The organism is Lentzea alba (assembly GCF_011067745.1).
Lineage (GTDB): Bacteria > Actinomycetota > Actinomycetes > Mycobacteriales > Pseudonocardiaceae > Lentzea > Lentzea alba.
Map to the genome: position 1 here is coordinate 176442 of NZ_JAAMPJ010000019.1, position 21372 is coordinate 197813.

The window sequence follows — 21372 nt, forward strand, 5'->3', positions numbered from 1 at the left end:
TCCCGGGCATGACCGGGGACGTGAAGGGAGCAGGGGTGGAGACCGACGCCGCTCTCTGTGCTGAGAAGGGGAAGGCCGGCTACCACGAGCGGGTCAAGGCCGAGAACCTCGAGCGCATCATGTGCGCTGCGCGGGATCTGTTCCTGGAGCAGGGCTATGACCGGACCTCGCTCGCGCAGATCGCCAAGAAGGCGGGCGTCTCCACCGGCACCCTGTTCAAGCGGTACCCGTCCAAATCGGCCCTGTTCCAGGCTGTAGCGGCCCAGCAGTGGCAGCTGGACGTGCAGTACGAGGAACCGCCCGGGCCGGGTGATCCCCAGGACGGGCTCACCCGGATCGGCCGGGACTACGCCTGCCTGATCGGGCGGCCGGGCACCGCGGCCCTGTGCCGTCTGGTCATCACCGAACTCCCGCGCCTGCCGGAACTGGCGGACAGCGTCGGCACCGGCTTCGCCATCGACCGCGGCCCGTTCTTCGAGCGGCTTCGCACCTATCTGGACGCCGAGGCCGAGGCCGGCACGCTGCAGTTCCACTCGGCTGACGGCCAGGACCTGACGGCGGCGGAGGTGGCCCAGCAGTTCCTGGGCATGATCGGCGGCCAGCTCCTGTGGCCACAACTGGTGCAGCCCGACTTCATCCCGCCCGGTCCCATGGACACCACCGTCGTGGACGAAGCCGTCACCCTCATGGTCACCCGCTACGGACAGCACCAACAGGGGCAGGAGCAGGTATGACCGACGACGTGGCCAGCCAAGTGATCAAGGCTGAGCAGAATCGGATCCGATGTCTCCTCGACGTGGATCGCGGCACCTTCGACCGCTTGCACGCCGCGGAGTACCGGTTGTGCAACCCGACCGGCACCGTGTGGACGAAGACCGAATACCTGGATCTCCTCACCACCGGGCGGCTCACCTACCGGGAACTGGCGCTGACCGGCGACGTGGACGCCATCGTCGGCACCGACGTCGTCGTTCTGCGCTACCGGTGCGTCATCGAACTCACCGTTCACGGCGCGGACATCCCGCGGCACGAGGCCTGGCACACCGACGTCTACACCAATGCGGACGGCACGTGGCGTTGTGTCTGGTCGCAAGCCACCGGCATCATGGACCTTCCGTTGGCCGCGCCCTGACGCAGGCCGGTTGTTTCTGGACGCAATGCCTGCATGCCCCAGGCGGTTGGGCTCGGCTCGGGCGTTGTGCCAGCGGATGTAGGCGCCGATGGCGGCGTTCTGCTCGGCGTGGGCTGCGGTGATCGGTACCGCCCAGGGAGAAGTGGCGCAGAGCGACGAACTCGGCCTCGATCCAGTTCAGCCAGGAGCCGCAAGTCGGTAGGTAGATCAGCTCGATCTGGTTGTCCGCGCACCACGTGCGGACGTCGGCGTTGCGGTGATACGTCGCTCGCAGGCGTTTCGGCTTGGCCTGTGGACGCCAGGCTTTTCCTTTGCGGGGTAACAGGTTCAGTGGTCCGAACTCGTCCACGCAGATCACCCGTCCGTCAGCGGGCGGGTGATCGTAGAGATCGAGTATCCGCTGCATTTCGGGGATGAAGTCCGGGTCAGGCGAGGCTTTCCAGGTGGTGGTCTGCCAGGAGATGCCGGCTTCGCGCAGGATGCGGCGGATGGTCTCGCGGTGATGCCCCAGTCGGCGGGCGACGTCCTGGCGATCAGGCAGATCCGCTGGCGGATCTGCTCACACGTAGTCCTCGCTGATCTGCATCAACGAGGTGACGAACACGCTCGGCCGACGAGCCACAACCACCTCCCGCACTCGACCTGCGGGACCAGCCTGCCGGTCAGCCTGGAAGATCGATTACCGGGTCAACGATCTGCGACGAGCCATTAGAACGGTGGCGGGTCACCGAGCACTGGTTCCGGGTCTCGTTGGTAGGTCTTTCCGGCCGGGCTGCGGAAGCAGAACCGGCCCGGCTTCGGCTGACTGACCTGCCAGGCCGTGCGGTGCTTCACGCGATGATGCCTGCGGCAGAACGCACCCAGGTTGTCGGCCGAGGTCGACCCCAGCGGAAACGGCACCGTATGGTCGAGATCCGACTGGTGCGACGGGCGCATGCAACCGGGAAACCGGCAGGTCCGATCCCGCATCCACACGAACCGGCGCAGCGCGGCGGGCGGCCGGTACGTGCTGGTACCGAACTCCAGCGCCTCCCCCGTCACCGGATCGGTGAGCAGACGGCGCCAGGTGGAGTCCCCAGCCAGCTCACGAGCCAGGTCAGCGGTGATCGGCCCATACCCGGCCAGCTCGCCGGGCTGCTCGGACAACCCCATCAACGTGGCCGCGGACACCGCGACGTACAGCTCCACCTTGACCGCACTCGTCTTGTCCGGCGTGGCCAGGATCAGATCGGCGACCACGTCGGCACGCACCTGGTCGAGGGTCCGGGAATCGGTCGGCGTCTTGCTCTGGCGGGCAATGGCATCGACACGCGCGTAGCACGCGGTCGCGAGATGCGCGGGCAGATAAGCCCAGAACCGCGCCATGTCCTCCTCCAGGGCGTCAATCCCGGTACACCGCTGCTTCTTGCGCTCCTCCGCCCGCTCCTTGTGCCCCTCCGGATCCACCCGCATCACCACACGATTGGTGAACTGCCGCATCTGCGCACCGGTCTGCTCCGACGCCCTGCCCAGCACCCGCTCCTCCACCTCGGCCGCGAGATCGGCCGACAGCGGCACCGTCTTGTCATGCAGGACCCGGGCCTTGTACAGATCGATCTCGCCCTTCTCCAAAGCGTCCAACGTGTTCGGCAGCTTGGAGGCAAGATCAAGAGCCAGGGCGACCTGATCGGTGGTCCACCGAGACGTCCACCGCATGGCCGCCGCGATCTCGGCGTCGAAGAACTCCTCCCCCTCACACGCGATCGCATAGTCGGCAAGCACACGCAACGACTGCGCCTGATGATAGGCAATTTCTCTCTCGTGATAAGCCAGAGCATCGAGAACCTCGACCGCTTCCATACCCCCAATTCTATTCTTGATCCAAAACAAAAATGACCAAAACCAGCCACCCGATAAGGTGAACCCGCAGCTCAGACATGCCACCGTATAGCTCGTACGTCTTTTCTCTCTCTACGACACGCAACCACTAGAAACCACCTACGCACCCGCACGCGTAAACGCAAATAGACCACGCCCCGCAACCACCTACGAAACAACACCACAGAAATTCGTTCCGACACACGCCCGACGAAGGAGGGCATGTGTCGGGTCGCGGCAAGGCGTGCCCTCAAGCCAACTCATCCCCCAGGCGTAACAATCCCCTGCTCATAAGCAAACACCACAGCATGAGTCCGATCCCGCAACCCGAGCTTCGCCAACACCCGAGAAACATGCGTCTTAACAGTCGTCTCCCCCAAGAACAACACCGCAGCGATCTCCGCGTTGGAAGCCCCCTTGGCCAACTCGACCAGCACCTCGAACTCCCGATCGGTCAACGAGGCCGGCCGAGTCCGTTCCTTCCCGGCAGTGCTGAACCGAGCGATCACCCGCCGAGTCACCTCAGGCGACAACAAAGCGTCCCCCCGCGCCACCACCCGCACGGACTCGACGAGGTCCTCCGGCGACGCGTTCTTCAACAGGAACCCACTCGCACCCGCCTGCAGCGCCTCGAACAGGTAGTCCTCGCGGTCGAAGGTCGTCAGGATGACCACTCGGGTGCCGTTACCGGCGGAAAGGATCCGCCGGGTGGCTTCGAGGCCGTCCATGCGCGGCATCTGGACGTCCATCAACACGACGTCCGGCCGCAGCGACGCCACCAACTCGACGGCCTGGGCGCCGTCACCCGCCTCGCCGACCACCTCGATGCCGGGTTCGGTACCGAGGATGACGCGGAAGCCTGCGCGAACCAGGTCCTGGTCGTCGGCCAGCACGACTCGCAAACTCACGCCTTCTCCTCCGAAGCCGTAGGCAACGACACACGGACCAGATAGCCCGCGTCACGCCGTGGTCCCGCCTCCAGCGAACCGCCGTGCACCGCCACGCGTTCGCGCATGCCCACGAGACCGAACCCGGCACCGGGCGCGCCTCGGCCGCGGCCGTCGTCGGAGATCTCCACTTCGAGAGCGCTGTCCAGGAAACGCATTCGGACGTCGACGTGTTGCGCGTCCGCGTGCTTGACCACGTTCGTCAGCGCTTCCTGCACGACGCGATACGCGGACAACGCCACGCCGGACGACACCTCTCGAGGCGAGCCGTACACGCCGTGTGAGACCTCCAGGCCCGCGGCGCGTGCGTTGTCGAAGAGTTCCGGCAGATCATCGAGACCGGGTGCCGAACGCAGGTCCTCCTGAGTACCCGCGCGCAGCACCCCGAGCAGGCCGCGCAGTTCGTTGATCGCGGTGCGCGCGGTCTGCTCCACGGTTTGCAGCACGTCGCGCGCCATCGCGGGATCGGAGTCCAGGACCCGGCGCGCGGCACCTGCCTGGATGCCCATCACGGACACGTGATGCGCCACCACGTCGTGCAGGTCGCGGGCGATGCGCAGGCGTTCGGCGGCGATGGCGCCGGCGGTGTTCCGTTCCTGCGAGAGCCGCAGTTCCTCGGCCCGGAACTCCAGCTGCGCCTGACGCCGGGCGCTCGACCACGCCATCTCCCCCACCACGTAGGCGAACAGGAAGAAGAAGATGTTGAACTCCAGTCCGTAGAGGACGGAGGCGAGCACCGGGTCCAGCGGCCCGGCGGCCTTCTCGAAATCCCCCTTCGGACCGAGCAGCGCCCGCACGAGGCTGAAGCCGAGCCACAGGAACATCGCGACGATGACGCCGATGCGGGACCAGCGGGCGACGACGCGGTTCTGCTCCCAGGCGCCGGCCGTGAAGATCGCGAGGAAGAGGATGCCGGACGGCACCAGCGTGTCGGCGGACCTGTTCGCTTGCGCCGCGATGAAAAGCGCGGACACCACCAGCATGACGGCCAGCGGGTAGCGGCGGCGCACGACCAGGGGCGCGCACAACGCGACCGTCCACGCCAGTTGCACGGGCAGTGTCGGCGGGTCCTTGAAGACGTAACCGCCGATGCTGTTGACCAGGACGGTGACCTCGACCGCGCAGAGCAGCACGATCACCGCGATGCCGATGTCGCGCCGCCGTTGCGCGGACGTCGGGCCGGGCCGCCGCCACTCGGTCCACTCGGGCTCTTCCACCTGATCACGGTACCCGGCAGGCCTTTTCCATCGGTAATCGAAGTTATTCGCCTCGAAGGGTGTTTCCGGCCACAAAGTTGGACTGACCAGCACCTGTTCCCCAATACTTTTGGCTACCAGCGAGTAACTTCCCCGCGACAAGGTCGTGAAATGTCCATTCGTCACCTATTTCTGTCCGCCGCCGTGCTGACCGGCGCGCTCACCGCCTGCGGGTCAGGTGACGAGTCGACCTCGACTGTTCGCACCGGACCCGGCGTCGCCCCCGATTCGATTTCGCTCGGCGTGCTGACCGACTTGACGGGCCCGTTCAAAGGGAGTGCGGTTTCCCGCATCCGCGGCTACGAGCTCTATCTGGACGACGTCAACAAACGCGGCGGAGTGTGCGGCCGCCGCGTCGAGTTGAAGCAGAAGGACCACGCCTACGACGTGCAGAAGGCCCTCGACGGCTATTTCGAGCTCGAACCCCAGGTGATGGGTTTCATCGAGGTGCTCGGCCAGCCGATGACCGCGGCCATCGAGCCCGACCTGATGCAGACCCGCGCGCTGACCGTGCCCGTGTCGTGGGCCGCCTCCCTGCTCGGCAACCCGCACATGATGATCGTCGGCACCACCTACGACCTCGACATCCTCAACGGCCTCGACTTCTACAAGCGCAAGGGCCTCCTCGCGGAGGGCGACACCGTCGGCCATCTGCACCTGCGTGGCAGCTTCGGCGACAACGCCCTGGAGGGCAGCCGGTTCGCCGCGGAGAGCTGGGGCCTGAACATCTCCGAGCAGGCCGTCACCGAGACGACGGCGAACCTCCTCACCCAGATCACCGCCCTGAAGGCCGCCAACGCCAAGGTGCTGGTCCTGAGCCTGACCCCGCCGCAGACCGCGGCCGCGGTGGGCATCGCCGCCCAGCTCGGCTGGACCGTGCCGATCCTGTCCAGCGCCGTGAGCTACGACCCGGCGATCATGCAGTCCCCGGTCGCCCCGGTGTTCGCCAAGCAGGTCCTGCTCACCTCGCCGGTCGCGCCGTGGAGTGCCGACGCGGAGGGCGTCCGCGAGCTGCGCGACGTCTACCACCAGCGCTACCCCGGCGAGGAAGGCACGCTGAACACCGTGCACGGCTACACGGTCGCGATGGCGTTCGTGGCGGTGCTGGAAAAGGCCTGTGCCAAGAACGACCTGTCCCGCGACGGCGTGCTGCGCGCGTTCCACGACACCAACGCGATCAAGGCCAAGAGCCTCACCGGTGAGCTGCGGTTCTCGCTGGTGGGCCGGCCGTCCGCGACCGAGTCGTACATGAGCCGTCCGGACGCGGGGGTGCCCGGCACGCTGAAGGTCGAGGAGAACCTCCACGAGTCGGAGCTCGTGAAGCTCAAGGGCACCCGCGCCCGTTGATCTAGTGGTGCGATCCACACCACTAGAGTCGGCGAATGGGACTGAGCCTGACCGTGCTCGGCTGCGCGACGCCGTACCCGAGCACGGACAACCCCTGTTCGGGCTACCTGGTGTCGCACAACGACACACGGGTGTGGATGGACGCGGGCACCGGCACGCTCGGTCCGCTCCAGCGCCACACCCGGCTCGAGGACCTGGACGCGATCTGGATCTCGCACCTGCACGCCGACCACAGCGCGGACCTGCTCACCGCCTACTACGCCCTGCTGTACGCGGACATCGAGCGCGATCCGGTCCCGCTGTACGGTCCTCCGGGCATCGCCGACCGGCTCGCGGGCTTCCTCACCAACGGCCCGCAGCGCAGCCCGGTCGAGTCGGCGTTCGCGATCACCGAACTCCACGACGGCCACGAGGCGGAGGTCGGCTCGCTGCGGCTGACGACGCGAGCCGTCGAGCACGGCATCCCCGCGTTCGCCGTGCGGGTCGACGCGGGCACGTCGCTGACGTACTCCGGCGACACCACCCCGTGCCGGAGCCTCACCGAACTGGCCAGCGGCACCGACGTGCTGCTGTGCGAGGCAGAGAGCGCGGTGAAGACGCCGGACATGGCGCACCACACGCCGGAGGACGCGGGCGACACCGCGACATCGGCGGGCGCGGGCAGGTTGATCATCACGCACGTGGGCCGCTTCCTGACCCCTCAGGAAGCGGTCACCCGCGCCTCGGCCCGGTACGGGGGCGAGGTCGACTACGCGACGCCGGGCACCACGTTCACCGTTGGTTGATGCGGACCAGGTTGCCGGCCGGGTCGCGGAACGAGCAGTCGCGCACACCCCACGGCTGGTCCTCGGGCTCCTGCAACACCTCACCCGCGCCCGTTTCCTCGACCCACGCCCGCGCACGGTCGAACGTGCCCTGCAAGTCCTTGGAGGCGAGCGAAAGGGCCGTGTAGACGCCCTTCGCCATCAGGACGGCGATCGTGCGGCGTTCCTCGTCGCTCACGCCGGGGTCGGCGGCGGGCGGGTGCAGCACGATGCCGGTCTCCGGCTGATCGGGCGGGCCCACGGTGATCCAGCGCATGGTGCCCTGACCGACGTCCTGGCGAACCTCGAAGCCGAGCGCGTCGCGGAAGAAGCCGAGGGACTTCTCTGGGTCGTCTGCGGGCAGGAACGCCGCGGCGATGATGACTGACATGGCGATCAACCTAATCGGACGGACCGGTCGCCGCTTCTCGATTCCTGATCGGCCGCATCACGGCTTTGGCCAGGCAGTTCGGAATGCCCTGGCCGTCGGTGGCGGCGACCTTCCTGTACTGGCTCGGCGACATGCCGACCAGCTCGGAGAAACGGGTGCTGAACGTGCCGAGCGAGGTGCAGCCGACCTCGAAGCAGACGTCGGTGACGGACATGTCGCCGCGCCGCAGCAGGGTCATGGCCCGCTCGATGCGGCGGGTCATCAGGTAGCTGTAGGGCGACTCGCCGAACGCCGCCCGGAAAGCGCGGCTCAGGTGACCGGCTGATAGGTGCACGCCACGAGCCAGCGCCGCGACGTCGAGCGGTTCGCGGTACTCGCGGTCGATCCTGTCGCGCACCTTGCGGAGCAGGAGCAGTTCCTGCAGGCGCGGGTCCTGGGCGTTCACGTCGTACAGCCTAAGCCCCGCACCTGCCGAACCGGTACACGATCGCCACGCGCAACGTCCAGCACAATCTCGAAAAGACCGGTGGAGTTCACGCGCAAATTGTCTTTGATTGGCGATTTCGACTTCGAACACAGGGGTGCCCGAAACGTTTTCGCTCACTAGGCTCCGACCTACCCTGCCGGAAACTTTTGCGGACCCGAACGACCGGAGAGCACAAGCATGCCCCCTGCGAAAACACTCACTTCCCGCCTGGCCAAATCATTTTTCGTCGGCAGCACGGCATTCGTGGTGGTAGCCGGAATGACGAACAGCGCTTCAGCCGCCGTCCTGACCCCGCTGCCCGCGAACGCGACTTCGTTCCAGCGTACTTTCCAGCCGTTGTTCGACTACGACAGCGACGGCTGCCTGCCCGTCGCGGCCATCGACAGCAGCGGAAGGCTCAACGGCGGCCTCGACGACAGCGGGGCGGTCACCGGTCAGTGCCGCAGCGGCCACCTCGGCAATGCCAACACCTACTCGCGAGCCAAGTGCAACAACGGCTGGTGCGCCATTTCCTACGCCCTGTACTTCGAGAAGGACATGAGCTGCGACAACTGCACGCCCACGTCGCACCGCCACGACTGGGAAGGCGTCGTGGTGTGGGTTCCGGAGAATCAGCCGACCCCCGGTTACGTGTCGGTGTCCCGGCACGGCCAGTACGAGACCAGGGCGTGGGGCAATGTTCCGGCGAAGACCGGCGTCCGGCCCGGGGTCGTTTACCACAAGGACGGCGCCAGCACGCACGTCATGCGTTTCGCGGACGCCGGCGAACGGCCGGAGGCGTGGCCGGACGGCGGCTGGGACGAGCCCGCCCTGCTCAGCTGGGAGAACCTCGCACCGTCGCTGCGGGACACGCTGAACAGTTCCTCGTGGGGTGACGCCAACTTCCCGCTGCAGGACAGCAGGTGGCCGACCGAGCTGTCCAGGGCCAAGCCTTCCGGCATTCCGTTCCAGCCCTGATTTCGCGCGCGAGGAAACAGTCGTGAGTGGTTTCCGCACGACGGAAACCACTCACGACGTCACCTCAGCAAGCGCCCTGGTCGCGCCAGACGCCCCACTCACCCGTGGTGCCGGGTTCCTCGTTCTGCGTCCACCACTGGGCCTTCCACTTGCGCCCCTTGTGCGACACCTCGTTGCCACCGGTGTAGACCTTGCCGCTCTCCCACGCGGGCAGCGAACAAGCCGGCGGGTTCGACGTGGTCGTCGTGGTGGTGGAGGTGGTCGTCGGCGGGGTATCGCCGCCGATGCGCGGGTAGTCGGCCGAGATGGCGTAGGACTGACCGCCGAACGTGAACACGAAGTTCGACGGCGTCGAGATCGGCAGCTGGTAGCTGACCGTCAGCTCGATCGACGCGCCCGGAGCGAGCGACTGCCACGACGGCAGCGTGAGCTCCGCCTTCTGGAAGTCGCCCTTCAGGCCGCCCACGTTGGCACCGCTGTGGCCCTTCGTCACGACCTTGAGCCCGAACCCGGACTGGTCGGCCATGCTGCCGGGCGCGCTGGTGCCGTAGTCGAACGCGATCTTCGTGCCACCGGGGACGGTGACGGTGGAACGGTTGGTGAACTTGATCTTCGGCGTGATCGGGTAGTTGTTGTCACCCAGCGCGAAGCCGTGCACGTCCACGTCGACCGCCAGCGACTGGGTCTGCTGGGTGGCGGCCTTCGCGGCACCGTAGGGCGCGGCGCCGTTGAGGCCGGTGTTGATGGTCGACAGCAGCGTGTCGCCGATGAAGTACTCCTTCTTGACGGAGTCGTACCTGTAGTCGCCGGCGAGCTCCCAGATCATGATGCCGCCGAGCCCCTTGTCCCGCACGTACTTGGCCTTCTCCGCGATCGACTGCTCGGTCTCGGTGGAGAGGAACACCTTCTTGTCGTTGTTCCACAGCCACGGCGACTTCAGCGTCGAGTCGTAGTACGGCGTGTACGTGCCGGTCAGGCGGTCCGTCGGGTCGTTGACCGGGTCGAGGCCGTACTGCGCGGAGTACGAACCGGTGACCTTGGCTTCGAGGTTCTTCGTGTGCCACAACGGGTTCACGCCGGACGGCACCTCGGCGCCACCGGCGGTGACGTCGTGCCAGATGTTGTCGATGCCGGTCGCGCCGTTGCCGCACGGCGTGGTCGAGCCGACCGACGAACCGGTGCCGGGCGGACACTTCGACTGGTCCGGCAGCGCCGCCTTGCCCCACAACCCGTTCGTGCCACCGGTGACGCCCTGCCAGCCGCGCGAGTAGAACGGCACCCCGATGTTGATGCGGCCGGCCTGCATGGCACCGCGGTAGTAGTGGTACGCCCAGTCGGTGTTGAGGTACCCCATGCCCTCGTACTGCGGCGCCGTGTACACGCCACCGGCGGACAGCTCACCGTCCTTGCCGTCGTCGTAGAGAGCCGCGTTCGGGCCGACGAAGTGGTTCCACGAACCGTGCAGGTCGTAGCTCATGACGTTCAGGTAGTCGAGGTACTTGACGACCTGGTACGCCTCCTGACCGCGCAACAGCCAGCCCGAGGCGGGCACGGCGGCGGTCAGCAGGTAGTGCTTGCCGTCAGCGGCACCGGCGCGGTCGAGCTTCTCCCGCAGCGTCTTCATGATCGCCTGGTAGCCGGCCCACAGCGTGCCGCGGTTGGCGTTGGAGATCCAGAAGTCGTCGGGGTTGCCCGCGTGGTTGTTCGACGTCGCGTACTCGTAGTCGATGTCCGCGCCGTTGAAGCCGTACTGGCGCAGGAACGCGACGACGCTGTCCGCGAACGTGTCGATCGCGGCCTGGTTCTGCCCCAGCTTGTAGAAGCCGCCGGACGCGTTGCGCGTGCCGTCGGCGTTGAAGAAGCCACCGGTCTCCGCCCAGCCGCCGACCGAGATCAGCGTCTTGACGTTCGGGTACTGCTTCTTGAACTTCGTCAGCTGGTTGAAGTGTCCCTTGTAGGGCAGCGACGGGTCCATCTCGGCACCCGCGACGCCCGGCCACTCCATGCCGATCGACGAGTTGTTCGCGTTGTTGGCACCGACGGAGATCCTGTTCTGAGCGTCGATGTGCGCGAACGCGTAGTTCAGGTGCGTGACCTTGGTCCAGGGGACGTCCTTGGCGAGGTAGCCCGGCTGGTTGTTCTTGCCGGTGCGCCAGCTGGTGAAGTACCCGATCACGCGGCGGGACTTGGCCGAACCGAGGTTCTCGCGGCCCGCGGTGTCGTACACGGTGCAGTAGGGCGACTCGACGCCCGGCGTCTTGTACAGCCCGTCCGGCCGGCAGTCCTCGTGGGCCGCGGCGGCGGTCGGTGCGTTGGTCACGGCTATCAGGGTCCCGGCTAGCAGGGCTAACACCGGGACCACTCTGGCGAGCAGGCGCAAGACAAGGACCTCCTGGCTAGGGCGGCGGCCACTGCCGGGAACGGTAAAATGGTCCAGACCTTTAGGTCAATAGTCGATCACTGACATTCCCTGTCAGTGATGCCGGTTTAGCGTCCGTTCCATGAGTGAGAACGATTTCGACTTCTTCCACGGACACTGGCGCGTGCTCAACCGCAAGATCACCGACATCCCCGGACGGGGCACGGAGTGGGTCGAGTTCGAGGCGGAGACCGAAGCCAGGCCGGCGCTGGGCGGCGGAGCGAACATCGAGCTGCTCCGCGCCGCCGACTGGGAGGGCATGACCCTGCGGCAGTACGACCCCGCCGACGACGTCTGGCGCATCTGGTGGGCGTCGAGCCGCGCTCCCGGCAAGCTCGACCCACCGCTGGAGGGCCGGTTCACCGACGGGCACGGGGTGTTCTTCGGTGACGACGTGGTCGGCGGGCAGGCGGTGAAGGTGCGGTTCGACTGGATCGCCGGCGACGACCCCGTCTGGGAACAGCAGTTCTCCTACGACGGCGGCGACACGTGGGAGAAGAACTGGGTGATGCGGTTCGTCCGGGCCTGACCGGTCAGTGGTGGTGGTGCTGGTGGACGACCGCGTGGCCCTTGCCGCGCCCGATCATCCAGCGGTTCACCGGCACCGTCACCACGAACGCCACGGCCAGCGAGAACGCCAGCGCCACCCAGAACAGCCAGCTCGCGAGGCCCGCCTCCATGGCACCCGGCACCAGCAGCATCACGGCGTTGTCGACGACCTCCATCACCGCGATCGACACCGTGTCCGCGGCCAGCGCCACGCCCACGGCCGCCTTGAACGCGAGACCCGACTTGAGCACCGGGCGAATGGTGAGCGAGTAGCCGAACACGAACGCGAGCACCACGGCCAGCACGATCGTGGCGAGGTTTCCCCAGCCCAGCGCCGTACCGATGACCATGCCGAGCACCTCGCCGATCGCGCAGCCGGTGAGGCAGTGCAGCGTCGCGGAGATCGCCTGCCTGGTCAGGCTTGCGGGAGCGTGGTCCATCTCGTCCTCCTTCAAGGTTCGACCAGACCATACCCCTAGGGGGTATGAGTATCAAGCGAGCCGGGTATCGTGGGTCGCGTGACGAAGCGCCGGTTCACCCAGTGGGTGTTGCTGTGCGCGCTCGTCTTCGCCGTCGTCGGGATGCACCACGTCGCGGCAGCGGAAACTCCGCACACCGGGCACACGATGAGCCAGGAACAACAGGACCCGCACGAACACGACCTGCTGCACCTGTGCCTCGCGGTGCTGGCCGCGGTCGCCGTGGCGGTCACGGCGTGGTTCCTCGTCCGGACGGCACTCCCCCAGCTCGTGGCGCACCTGAGCGAAACGCCGCTGAGCACTCCGCAACGTCCGCCACCGGGCGGAAGAGCACTCCTCACGACTCTCTGCGTGCTGCGGAACTGAGTTCGTCAGTCCACTCAGCACTGTCCACAAACGCAGAGAGAAGAAGAAACCCTTGAAGAAGTCCCTCATCGGGGCTGTCGTCGGCATGCTCATCTTGAGTGCCTGCGGCAGCACCGAGACTCCGGCGACCCCTGATCTCAAAGCAGACGTCGCGTTCGCGCAGCAGATGATCCCGCACCACGAACAGGCGCTGGAGATGGCGAAGCTCGTGCCGTCCCGCAGCAGCACCGACCAGGTCCGCGGCATCGCCGAGCGCATCGAGAAGGCGCAGGCCCCGGAGATCACGCAGATGAACGAGTGGCTCAAGCAGTGGGGTGCCGCTCCGAAGAACGACCACGAGGGCCACGACATGTCCGGGATGATGAGCCAGGACGAGATGGCGAAGCTGGAGAAGTCCAGCGGCACCGAGTTCGACCGCCTCTGGCTCGACCTGATGATCAAGCACCACGAGGGTGCCGTGGCGATGGCGAAGACCGAGCTTGAACAGGGCAAGGACGACAACGCCAAGAAGCTCGCGCAAGCCGTCATCGACGGTCAGCAAAAGGAGATCACCGAGATGAAGGACCTCCTGCGCACCATGTGACGAAGCACGGGGCCGGGCTCGCCCGGCCCCGTGCCATCATGGCGACCATGAAGCTCACGTTCGCGGTCATCCCCACCCACGACCGCCCGGCCGAGCTGCGGCAGACCATTTCGAGCCTCGATCTCCCGCCCGAGCGGATCCTGGTCATCGACAACGCGAGCACCCCGCCGGTGGCCGGCGTCGCCGCCCAGGTCGTCCGGGACGAGGAGCAGCCGCCGAACATCAGCCGGTTGTGGAACATCGGCCTGGACTGGGCGCACGAGCAGGCCGCCGGTGAGAAGTACGCGGTAGCCGTCCTGAACGACGACCTGGTGCTGCCACCGGGTTTCCTGGACGCGATGACCGACGCGCTGGACCGGTACGGTGCCGCGATCGCCTATCCGGACCGGTCCGGCGACAACCCCGACTGGCACAACACCGAGCAGGGCCCGGTGCTGAAACCCCACCGGATGACCGGGTACGCGTTCGTGGTCGACGGACAGGCGAACCTGCGCGCGGACGAACGGTTCCGCTGGTGGTACGGCGACGACGACCTGGAGTGGCGGGCCCAGGCGGCCGGCGGCACGGTCAGGGTCGGTGGCGTCACCGTGGAACACCTGTACAGCAACGCATCCACGTACGGGAGCCCGGTGCTCAACGCACAGACCGAAGTGGACGCACAGTCGTTCATCGCGAAGTGGGGCCGGCCGTCCTGGATCTTCCCGACCGACTAACCGATCTGGGTCAACGCCAGTCCGCCCGCCATCAGCAGCGCGCACGCCAGGCCGTGCACGACCGGGTTGCGGACCAGCAGCGCCACGAACTCCCGCAGGAACGCGCTCGGCACGAAGTACCAGGCCGTCGGCGCGCCGATGACCTGCAGCCGTAGACCTGTCTTGCGCGACAGCACGGCGGTGCGGAACACGTGGTAGTTGTTGGTCACCGCGACGACCCGGCCGGTGTGCCCGCGTTCGGCCAGCAAAGCCTTGCTGTAGCGGAGGTTCTCCTCGGTCGTGGTGGCCTGGTCCTCCAGCACCACGTCCGCGTCCGGCACGTCGCGTTCGAGCAGGTACTGCCGCATCGCGAACGCCTCGGAGACGTCCTCGTCAGCACCTCGTCCACCCGACACGACGATCACGGGTGACCGTCCCGCCGCCTGGTCGCGCCGGTACAGCCGCAGCGCGCGGTCGAGGCGCGACGCGAGCAGCGGCGGCACCCGCGAGCCGATCAACCCCGCGCCGAGCACGACGATGCCGTCGAACCCGTGCCGGCGCCCGGTGCGGCCGTAGATCACCGAGTACAGCAACAGGCTCACGAACAGGAAGGCGATGTAGGCCGACATCAGGAACAGGCCGATCGCGGTGCCGCGGATCCAGTCGTTGGGCTGGCTGATCCCCCACGCGAAGTAGACCATCTCGCCGAGCAACGCCAGACCGGCGAGCAACGACACCAGGTTGCCCAGCGACCGGCCCTCGCGGCGAACCATCACCAAACCGTTGGCCAGCAACGCGAGCGGGAGCAGCAGCAGGCCCACCACGGCCAGCACGAACGCCAGCAGGAGCGGCAGGCTCAGCACCGGGTTGTCCCGGCCGGCCTCCGCCAGCAACAGCAGCAGCATCACCAGTGCGATGCCGAGCCAGATCGCGTTGCTCAGCCTGCGCCGGTCGCGCAGCATCCCGTAGACGAAGAACGTGGCGGGGATCAGGAACAACAGGGCGGCGAACACCGGCCAAGGGTAGTACCGGTGATCACTCCGTGCTGCCGGGTTCGGGAACTGGTTCGGCAGCGGGTTCCGGGGCCGGTTTCGGACGCGGCCTCAACCGCACCGCGCCGGCGGTGAGGTCGAGGGGTCCGGTCTCCTCGTAGTCCTCACCGGTGCCGGAATCCGTCGCCTCGGTGCGGAGTTTGCGGCCGGGGAACAACTCGCCCAACTGTCCCATGCCCCCGACACTACCCTCAGAACAACGCGATGAGCAGCACGATGACCGCGACGGCGACCAGGATCGGGATCAGGAACCCACCGGCCGGCCTGCGGTAGTGGCTGCGGACCGTGGTGGTGCGGAACCAGCTGTACGGAGCGCTGCGGCGGTGCCGGCGAACCCAGGGCATTTCTCCTCCTGACAGGAGCTGACACGAGTGGCTTTCACATCGGGATTACCCCGATTCCGAGCCGCTCACGCACTCCGTTCAGCCCTTCCTCCACCACCGCCTGATCACCGATGTCATTGCCGTACAGCACTTCGTGCCACGGCCCGAGCTGGTGCCAGGTCAACGCCCGCTCGCGCAGCGCGTCCGTCACGCCGTATGCGTCCACGAACGCGGTGGTGAACTCGGGCGGTGTGGAGTGCAGCGCCCACGCCAGGTCGATCGCCGCGTCGCCGACGTGCAGGTCACCGAAGTCGATCACGCCGGTCAGCACGCCGTCGTGGCCCAGCACGTGTTCCGGGCCGAGGTCGCCGTGCACGAGCGTGTCGGCCGGCAACCCGTCGAGCTTGGCCAGCAGCTCCTCGGCGCCGGGCACCCGCACCTCGGCGCGGAAGCGGTCGACCGGCAACGGCCTCCGCCCGACGCCTCGCCGCAGTGCCTCCGCGACCGGCACCGCGTGCAACGCTAGCAGGAACTCCCCCAGCTGCCGGCCCTGCACCGCGTTCAACGTCCGCGATTCCGCTCCGGGCACCAGTTCGTGCCGCACCACGACCGGTTCCTGTGACACGACAACGGGAACCGGCACGGGCAACGGCAGCAGCGGTGCGAGCCAGGGCATCACCACCGACTCGCGCAGCAGCTGCGGACCGATCTCCGGACGGCGCGGCCGCCGTTCCACCCATCCGTCGACCAGCTCCGCCGTGCTGTCCCAGCCTTCACCGAGGTACGTCACGCGCCCAGTGTTACCAGGAACGATCGTGCGTCCGAAGCGACTTTCGCCTGGCTGCGCTGCTCCGCCGACGCCAGCGCTTCTCGTGCCGTGTCAATGGAACGGGTGATGCGCGCGCGAACCAGCAACGCGCGGGAGTGGTCCATCATGCTGTCGGTCTCGTGGATCGTGGTGAGCACTTCGTCGATCAGCTCCACCGACGCCGTGGCCTGGGCGAGCAGGATCGACGCGGTGATCACGCCGGGCCCGTAGCCGATCTTGCGACCGAGCTCGACGGCGTCCCCCGCGTGGTCCGCCGCCTTCTCCGGTTCCAGGACGGCCATGGCGACCAGGCAGTCGATGCGCGCCTTGGGGTGCTCTGCCTCGCGGGCGACCTCGAAGCACTTGTGCGCGGCCGCCAGCCCTTCCGCGATCTCACCGCGTTCGGCGTGGATGCGCGCGAGGCTGGCCAGGGCGTTGGCCAGCGCTCGTTGCTGGTCCTGGCTGGTGTGCATCTGGACCGATTCGAGGCTCGTGGCCAGGGCCTTGTCCAGCTCGCCCAGCTCGAAGTAGGCCACCGAGAGGTTGTCGAGGGCGATCGCGGCCTGGTTGTACAGCCCGAGCCGGATGCTCCTGTCCTTGCCCTCGGCCATGTACTCGGCCGCCCTGCGCAGGTCACCGCGGGTACCGCTGGAGATGCCGAGGTTCATCAACACGCTGCCGATCCCGCGCTCGTCGCCGATCTCCCGGCGGATCCGCAGGGACTCCTCGAAGCACTCGTCGGCCTGCCTGGTCTCGCCCATCTCCGCGTACACGATCCCGCACGCGTTCCTCAGCGACGCCACCGCGAACGGCGTCGGCGCGAACTTCAGCGCTTCGGCGTAGTGGTCGAGCGCGTCGCGGTACTCGCCGCGGGTCCACGCGGACATGCCCAGGCCGTACAGCGCGGCACCCTGCCCGGCCAGGTCGCCCGCCGCCCGCGCGGTCCGCAGTCCGGCGCGGAACACGACCGCCTTGTCGATCTCGAACCGCCCGATGTGCAGGTAGATCCGCAGCGCGTCGGCGAGCTGCTGCGCGTACGGCGACGGTGCGGCGACCACGGCCGCGACCAGGTTGGAGTGCTCCTCCTCCAGCCAGGCCCCCGCCTCGTCCCGGTCCGCGAACGCGAGGCTGGGCCCGTCCAGGTCGGGTTCGGTCACCAGGCTGGTCTCGGGCACGATCTGCAACACCGCGTTGTGCGCGGTCCTCAGGTACCACGCGTACATGGCGAGCAACCCGGCCTGATCGTCGTCGTCCGCGGCGTCGGCGGCGAACAGCCTGATGAGGTCGTGCAGCTGATAGCGAACGCCGACGTGGTCCACGAGCCCGGCCGTGACCAGCTCGTCCAGCTGGGGTTCAGGGTCACGCCCGGCGAGCGCCGTGGCCGCCTCCAGCCCGATGTCCGCGCCCGGCGGCAGGCCGAGCAGCCGGAACACGCGTTTCGCCTCGCTGGTCAGCGCCCGGTAGGACAGCTCGAACGTGGCCCGCACAGCCGTGTCACCGTCGATCTCCAGCACGTCCAGCCGGTCGCCGCGCAACTCGTCGAGGTAGTCCTCGATGTGCCCGTGCACCGCGTTGGCCCCCGCGATGCGCAACGCGAGCGGTAGATGCGCGCACAGCCGTACGAGCTCCTTGCGTTCGTCAGCCGTGCCTCCGACACGCATGCTGGTCAGCAGTTCGTGCGCGGCGTCGTCCCCGAGCACGTCGAGCCGCAGCTGACCGGGCAGGTCGTGCCGGCTGGTGAGGATCGCGAGGCACCCCTCCTGGTTCGGCAACAGCGGCTCGATCACGTCCTCGACGGCGTTGTCGAGCACGACCAGCACCCGTTTGCCGTCGAGCTTCTTCTTGTACAGCTCGACCTGCGCGTCGAGAGTCGCCGGAATCGCCGCCTGCGGCACGCCCAACGCCTTGAGGAACCCGCTCAACGCCTGTTCCGGGGTGACCGGCGGTCCAGACGCGAACGCGCGCAGGTTCACGTACAGCTGCCCGTCGAAGTACCGCTCCCGCAGCCGATGCGCGAGCCGCACGGCCAGCGCCGTCTTGCCCACGCCCGGCGGACCGGTGATCGCGATGACGCCCTCTTGCCGTTCGAGGCGTTCCAGCTCCTGCTCGCGGCCCACGAAGTCCGGCAGGTCCGCGGGTAGCTGACACGGTCCAGGGGTGCGGACCTTGAGACGGTAGCCGGACGCGTCGGTGACGATCTCGTCCGGAACGGAGCGGCGGAGGCGCTTGATCAGCGTGCGCAACGCCGGGAGCGGGCCGGCGGGTGGCTGATCGCCCCAGACCTCCCTGATCAGGTCGGCGAACAGCACCGGCTGATTGGGGTGCGCGGCGAGTGCCCGGTGCAGCGCACGAAGTTTTCCCTCTTGTGTTCCGGCCACCGTCCCGATACTAGATCCCAATAGGACTGGCCCGCCGAGCCACAACGGGCAGAATTCGGGGATGGCCGCCACCGTCTCCTCGAAGCTGCTGTCACTGCTCGGCACCTTCGACGCCCGCCACCGCCGCCAGACGCTCAGCGGCATCGCGCGGCGCAGCGGGCTGCCGGTCAGCACCGCGCACCGGTTGCTGGCCGAGCTCACGGCGTGGGGCGCGGTGCGGCGGCTGGAGTCCGGGGAGTACGTCATCGGGCGGCGGATCTGGCGACTCGGGCTGCTCGCGGCGGGCGAGGTGGACCTGAGCCGGGTCGCGGAGCCGTTCCTGCACGACATCCACGCCGCGACGCGGGCGGTGGTGCACCTGGCCGTGCGCGAGGGAACCGAGGTGTTGTACCTCGACCGCGTGTCGGGGCATGCGTCGGTGCCGATCGTGAGTTCCACGGGCAGCAGGTTGCCGTTGCACTCGACCGGGGTGGGCAAGGTGTTGCTCGCGCACGCGCCGGCGGAGGTGCAGGAGGAGGTGCTGCAACACGGGCTGACGCGCATCACGGCCTACACGGTCACCGAGCCGGGACGGATGCGGGCGCAGCTGCACCGGATCAGGCGGGACGGGTACGCGCAGACGTTCGAGGAGATGACGCTCGGGGCGTGCAGCGTGGGAGTGCCGGTCGAGGTGGACGGGCAGGTGGTGGCGGCGCTGGGGATCGTGGTGCCGGACCTGCGCAACGTGCGGGCGCGGCTGGTGGCGGCGTTGCAGGTGGCGGCGCGGGGCATCGGCCGGACGTTGGAGCCGGGTTTCCACCCACCGGAAGCCGGACTTGGATGATTCCGGTCACGAAGCTTGAATCTTCAACCGTGGCAACAGAAAAGCGTCAGCTATTCATCGGCGGCGAAAGCGTATCCGCGCTGGACGGCCGCACCACCGATGACCTCAACCCGTACACGGGTGAGGTCTACGCCGTTGTCGCCGCCGCCGGCGTCGCGGACGTCACGCGCGCCGTCGACGCGGCGCAGGAGGCCTTCGCGAGCTGGTCGGCGACGTCGCCGTCGCAGCGCCGCGGAATTCTGCTCAAGGCGGCGGACGCCCTGGAGGCGAGGACGCCCGAGGTCATCAGCCTGATGGCTGGTGAGGTCGGCGGCGTCGGCGGCTGGGCCGGGTTCAACGTCATGCTGGCGGCGAACATGCTGCGCGAGGCGGCCGCAGCGGTCACCCAGCCCGTCGGCGAGGTGCTGACCACGGAGACGCCGGGCCAGCTGTCGCTCGCGGTGCGGGAACCACTGGGCGTCATCGCGGCGTTCGCGCCGTGGAACGCCCCGGTCATCCTCAGCACGCGGGCCGTCGCCGCGCCGCTCGCCGCCGGCAACACGGTGGTGCTCAAGCCGAGCGAGGACGCGCCGATCGCCGCCGGGCTGCTCATCGCCGACGTGCTGCACGAGGCCGGGTTGCCGGCGGGCGTGCTCAACGTCGTGACGAACGCCCCCGAGGACGCCGCCGAGATCGCGCGGGCGTTGATCACCGACACCCGCGTGCAGGCGGTGAACTTCACCGGCTCGACCGAGGTCGGTCGGATCGTCGGAACCCTTGCCGCGCAACACCTCAAGCCCGCCGTGCTGGAGCTCGGCGGCAAGAACTCGCTGCTGGTCCTCGACGACGCCGACCTCGACCACGCGGTGAGCGCGGCGACGTTCAGCGCGTTCTTCAACGCGGGCCAGATCTGCATGTCGGCCGACCGCATCCTGGTGCACCAGTCGGTGGCCGAGGAGTTCACCGCCAAGTTCGCCGCCAAGGTCGGTTCGCTGCCGCACGGCGACCCCGCCGACCCCGGCACCGCCATCGGCCCGGTCATCAGCCAGCGCGCCGCCGACCGCGTGGCGGCACTCGTCGCCGAGGCGGTCAGCGAGGGCGCCCAGGTCCGGGCGGGCGGCGACGGGAAAGCGACCGTCCTGGACGGCGTCACCCCGCGGATGCGGATCTTCCAGGAGGAGATCTTCGGCCCGGCCGTCGTCATCGTCACCGTCGCCGACGACGACGAGGCCGTGGCCATCGCGAACGACACCGACCACGGGCTCACCGCGGGCATCCTCACCGAGGACTCCCGCCGCGGCTTCGCCCTCGCGCAACGCATCCGCACCGGCATCGTCCACGTCGGCAACCAGACCGTCGACGACGAGCCGCAGGCACCGTTCGGTGGCGTGAAGGCCAGCGGCTACGGCCGCTTCGGCGGCCGCTGGGGCCTGGAAGCCTTCTCCGCGACCCGCTGGGTCACCGTGGCAGGAGGCCACGGCCACTTCCCGCTCTAGGAACCGGACGCTCCCCCGAACCCGGTGGCCGTGGCAGCGCCGCCACGGCCACCTCCCCTCTAGGGCGTGTCCTGCGGATCTTCACCTGAGGTGGAGGACGATGCAGGCGAGGACGATCTCGGCGCGATGGTAGGCGGCTCGTTTCGCGAACCTGGTGGCCAGGCCACGAAACTGCTTGAGGCGGCTGAAACAGCGCTCGACCACGTTGCGCAGCTTGTAGAGGTCGGGGTCGAAGGCCGGTGGCCTGC

General features: G+C 68.1%; 25 protein-coding genes. 11 read left to right on the plus strand and 14 right to left on the minus strand.

Annotated elements, in window-relative coordinates; genetic code table 11:
• Positions 1–8: 8 nt before the first annotated feature.
• On the plus strand, positions 9–734 hold the full coding sequence (locus G7043_RS45080; protein ID WP_166055460.1) for a TetR/AcrR family transcriptional regulator: 726 nt from the start codon (positions 9–11) through the stop codon (positions 732–734).
• Positions 731–1132 (plus strand): nuclear transport factor 2 family protein, encoded by a 402-nt coding sequence (locus tag G7043_RS45085; protein ID WP_166055462.1) that lies wholly within the window; start codon positions 731–733, stop codon positions 1130–1132. The genes G7043_RS45080 and G7043_RS45085 overlap by 4 nt, the downstream gene beginning before the upstream one ends.
• Here the strand turns inward: G7043_RS45085 and G7043_RS50485 are convergent.
• From G7043_RS50485 to G7043_RS45100, 4 genes are all read right to left on the minus strand, one after another.
• Positions 1104–1538 carry a transposase gene (locus G7043_RS50485; RefSeq protein ID WP_390829689.1) on the minus strand — a complete coding sequence of 145 codons (435 nt, stop codon included), beginning with the start codon at positions 1536–1538 and terminating at the stop codon, positions 1104–1106. The two genes, G7043_RS45085 and G7043_RS50485, sit on opposite strands and share 29 nt — an antisense overlap.
• 302 nt (positions 1539–1840) lie before the next feature.
• Positions 1841–3001: an HNH endonuclease signature motif containing protein gene (locus G7043_RS45090; RefSeq protein ID WP_166055464.1), complete on the minus strand. Its 1161-nt coding sequence runs from the start codon at positions 2999–3001 to the stop codon at positions 1841–1843.
• Between the two features lie 248 nt (positions 3002–3249).
• Complete coding sequence (locus tag G7043_RS45095; RefSeq protein WP_166055466.1) at positions 3250–3897, minus strand: response regulator; 648 nt, start codon at positions 3895–3897, stop codon at positions 3250–3252.
• Positions 3894–5153 carry a sensor histidine kinase gene (locus tag G7043_RS45100; protein ID WP_313888408.1) on the minus strand — a complete coding sequence of 420 codons (1260 nt, stop codon included), beginning with the start codon at positions 5151–5153 and terminating at the stop codon, positions 3894–3896. Before G7043_RS45100 ends, G7043_RS45095 begins: the two co-directional genes overlap by 4 nt.
• Before the next feature lie 150 nt (positions 5154–5303).
• Here G7043_RS45100 and G7043_RS45105 point away from each other — a divergent pair, with 150 nt between their 5' ends.
• Both G7043_RS45105 and G7043_RS45110 read left to right on the plus strand, forming a co-directional pair.
• Positions 5304–6539, plus strand: a complete 1236-nt coding sequence (locus G7043_RS45105) for an ABC transporter substrate-binding protein (RefSeq protein ID WP_166055468.1) — start codon at positions 5304–5306, stop codon at positions 6537–6539.
• Positions 6540–6574: 35 nt separating this feature from the next.
• Entirely contained in the window at positions 6575–7324 is a 750-nt protein-coding gene (locus tag G7043_RS45110) for an MBL fold metallo-hydrolase (RefSeq protein ID WP_166055470.1), read from the plus strand.
• On the opposite strand, the gene G7043_RS45115 is transcribed toward G7043_RS45110, so the two are convergent.
• Complete coding sequence (locus G7043_RS45115) at positions 7311–7733, minus strand: VOC family protein (protein ID WP_166055472.1); 423 nt, start codon at positions 7731–7733, stop codon at positions 7311–7313. The genes G7043_RS45110 and G7043_RS45115 overlap by 14 nt on opposite strands.
• Positions 7734–7743: 10 nt before the next feature.
• Positions 7744–8178: a helix-turn-helix transcriptional regulator gene (locus G7043_RS45120; RefSeq protein WP_390829694.1), complete on the minus strand. Its 435-nt coding sequence runs from the start codon at positions 8176–8178 to the stop codon at positions 7744–7746.
• Positions 8179–8478: 300 nt separating this feature from the next.
• Between G7043_RS45120 and G7043_RS45125 the strand changes: the two genes are divergently transcribed.
• Positions 8479–9177 carry an NPP1 family protein gene (locus tag G7043_RS45125; protein ID WP_242643377.1) on the plus strand — a complete coding sequence of 233 codons (699 nt, stop codon included), beginning with the start codon at positions 8479–8481 and terminating at the stop codon, positions 9175–9177.
• Positions 9178–9241: 64 nt separating this feature from the next.
• Here G7043_RS45125 and G7043_RS45130 read toward each other — a convergent pair whose 3' ends face one another.
• Positions 9242–11497: a glycosyl hydrolase family 18 protein gene (locus G7043_RS45130; RefSeq protein WP_313888409.1), complete on the minus strand. Its 2256-nt coding sequence runs from the start codon at positions 11495–11497 to the stop codon at positions 9242–9244.
• A gap of 181 nt (positions 11498–11678) precedes the next feature.
• Between G7043_RS45130 and G7043_RS45135 the strand changes: the two genes are divergently transcribed.
• On the plus strand, positions 11679–12125 hold the full coding sequence (locus G7043_RS45135) for a hypothetical protein (protein ID WP_166055476.1): 447 nt from the start codon (positions 11679–11681) through the stop codon (positions 12123–12125).
• Between the two features lie 4 nt (positions 12126–12129).
• Here G7043_RS45135 and G7043_RS45140 read toward each other — a convergent pair whose 3' ends face one another.
• Entirely contained in the window at positions 12130–12585 is a 456-nt protein-coding gene (locus G7043_RS45140; RefSeq protein ID WP_166055478.1) for a DUF4396 domain-containing protein, read from the minus strand.
• A 78-nt stretch (positions 12586–12663) separates the two neighbouring features.
• On the opposite strand from G7043_RS45140, the gene G7043_RS45145 reads away from it, so the two are divergent.
• From G7043_RS45145 to G7043_RS45155, 3 genes are read left to right on the plus strand one after another with little or no spacing between them, the layout of a single operon-like run.
• Positions 12664–12990 (plus strand): hypothetical protein, encoded by a 327-nt coding sequence (locus tag G7043_RS45145; protein WP_166055480.1) that lies wholly within the window; start codon positions 12664–12666, stop codon positions 12988–12990.
• A 52-nt stretch (positions 12991–13042) separates the two neighbouring features.
• Positions 13043–13573 carry a DUF305 domain-containing protein gene (locus tag G7043_RS45150; protein ID WP_242643378.1) on the plus strand — a complete coding sequence of 177 codons (531 nt, stop codon included), beginning with the start codon at positions 13043–13045 and terminating at the stop codon, positions 13571–13573.
• A gap of 47 nt (positions 13574–13620) precedes the next feature.
• Positions 13621–14286: a glycosyltransferase family 2 protein gene (locus G7043_RS45155; RefSeq protein WP_166055482.1), complete on the plus strand. Its 666-nt coding sequence runs from the start codon at positions 13621–13623 to the stop codon at positions 14284–14286.
• Here the strand turns inward: G7043_RS45155 and G7043_RS45160 are convergent.
• From G7043_RS45160 to G7043_RS45180, 5 genes are read right to left on the minus strand one after another with little or no spacing between them, the layout of a single operon-like run.
• A complete protein-coding gene (locus tag G7043_RS45160; RefSeq protein WP_166055484.1) occupies positions 14283–15278 on the minus strand; it encodes a YdcF family protein in 996 nt (331 codons plus the stop codon). The genes G7043_RS45155 and G7043_RS45160 overlap by 4 nt on opposite strands.
• Before the next feature lie 22 nt (positions 15279–15300).
• Positions 15301–15492 carry a hypothetical protein gene (locus tag G7043_RS45165; RefSeq protein ID WP_166055485.1) on the minus strand — a complete coding sequence of 64 codons (192 nt, stop codon included), beginning with the start codon at positions 15490–15492 and terminating at the stop codon, positions 15301–15303.
• 16 nt (positions 15493–15508) lie between these two features.
• Positions 15509–15661, minus strand: a complete 153-nt coding sequence (locus G7043_RS45170; RefSeq protein WP_166055488.1) for a hypothetical protein — start codon at positions 15659–15661, stop codon at positions 15509–15511.
• Positions 15662–15695: 34 nt separating this feature from the next.
• Entirely contained in the window at positions 15696–16430 is a 735-nt protein-coding gene (locus G7043_RS45175; protein WP_166055490.1) for a phosphotransferase, read from the minus strand.
• A complete protein-coding gene (locus G7043_RS45180; RefSeq protein ID WP_166055492.1) occupies positions 16427–18826 on the minus strand; it encodes an ATP-binding protein in 2400 nt (799 codons plus the stop codon). Before G7043_RS45180 ends, G7043_RS45175 begins: the two co-directional genes overlap by 4 nt.
• Before the next feature lie 61 nt (positions 18827–18887).
• Between G7043_RS45180 and G7043_RS45185 the strand changes: the two genes are divergently transcribed.
• The gene (locus G7043_RS45185; RefSeq protein ID WP_166055494.1) at positions 18888–19649 is read left to right on the plus strand and encodes an IclR family transcriptional regulator; all 762 of its coding nucleotides are present in this window, start codon (positions 18888–18890) and stop codon (positions 19647–19649) included.
• Positions 19650–19678: 29 nt separating this feature from the next.
• Positions 19679–21124 carry an aldehyde dehydrogenase family protein gene (locus G7043_RS45190; protein WP_313888410.1) on the plus strand — a complete coding sequence of 482 codons (1446 nt, stop codon included), beginning with the start codon at positions 19679–19681 and terminating at the stop codon, positions 21122–21124.
• Between the two features lie 81 nt (positions 21125–21205).
• Here G7043_RS45190 and G7043_RS45195 read toward each other — a convergent pair.
• A partial coding sequence (locus G7043_RS45195; protein WP_166052433.1) for a transposase family protein occupies positions 21206–21372 on the minus strand: 167 nt, incomplete at its 5' end.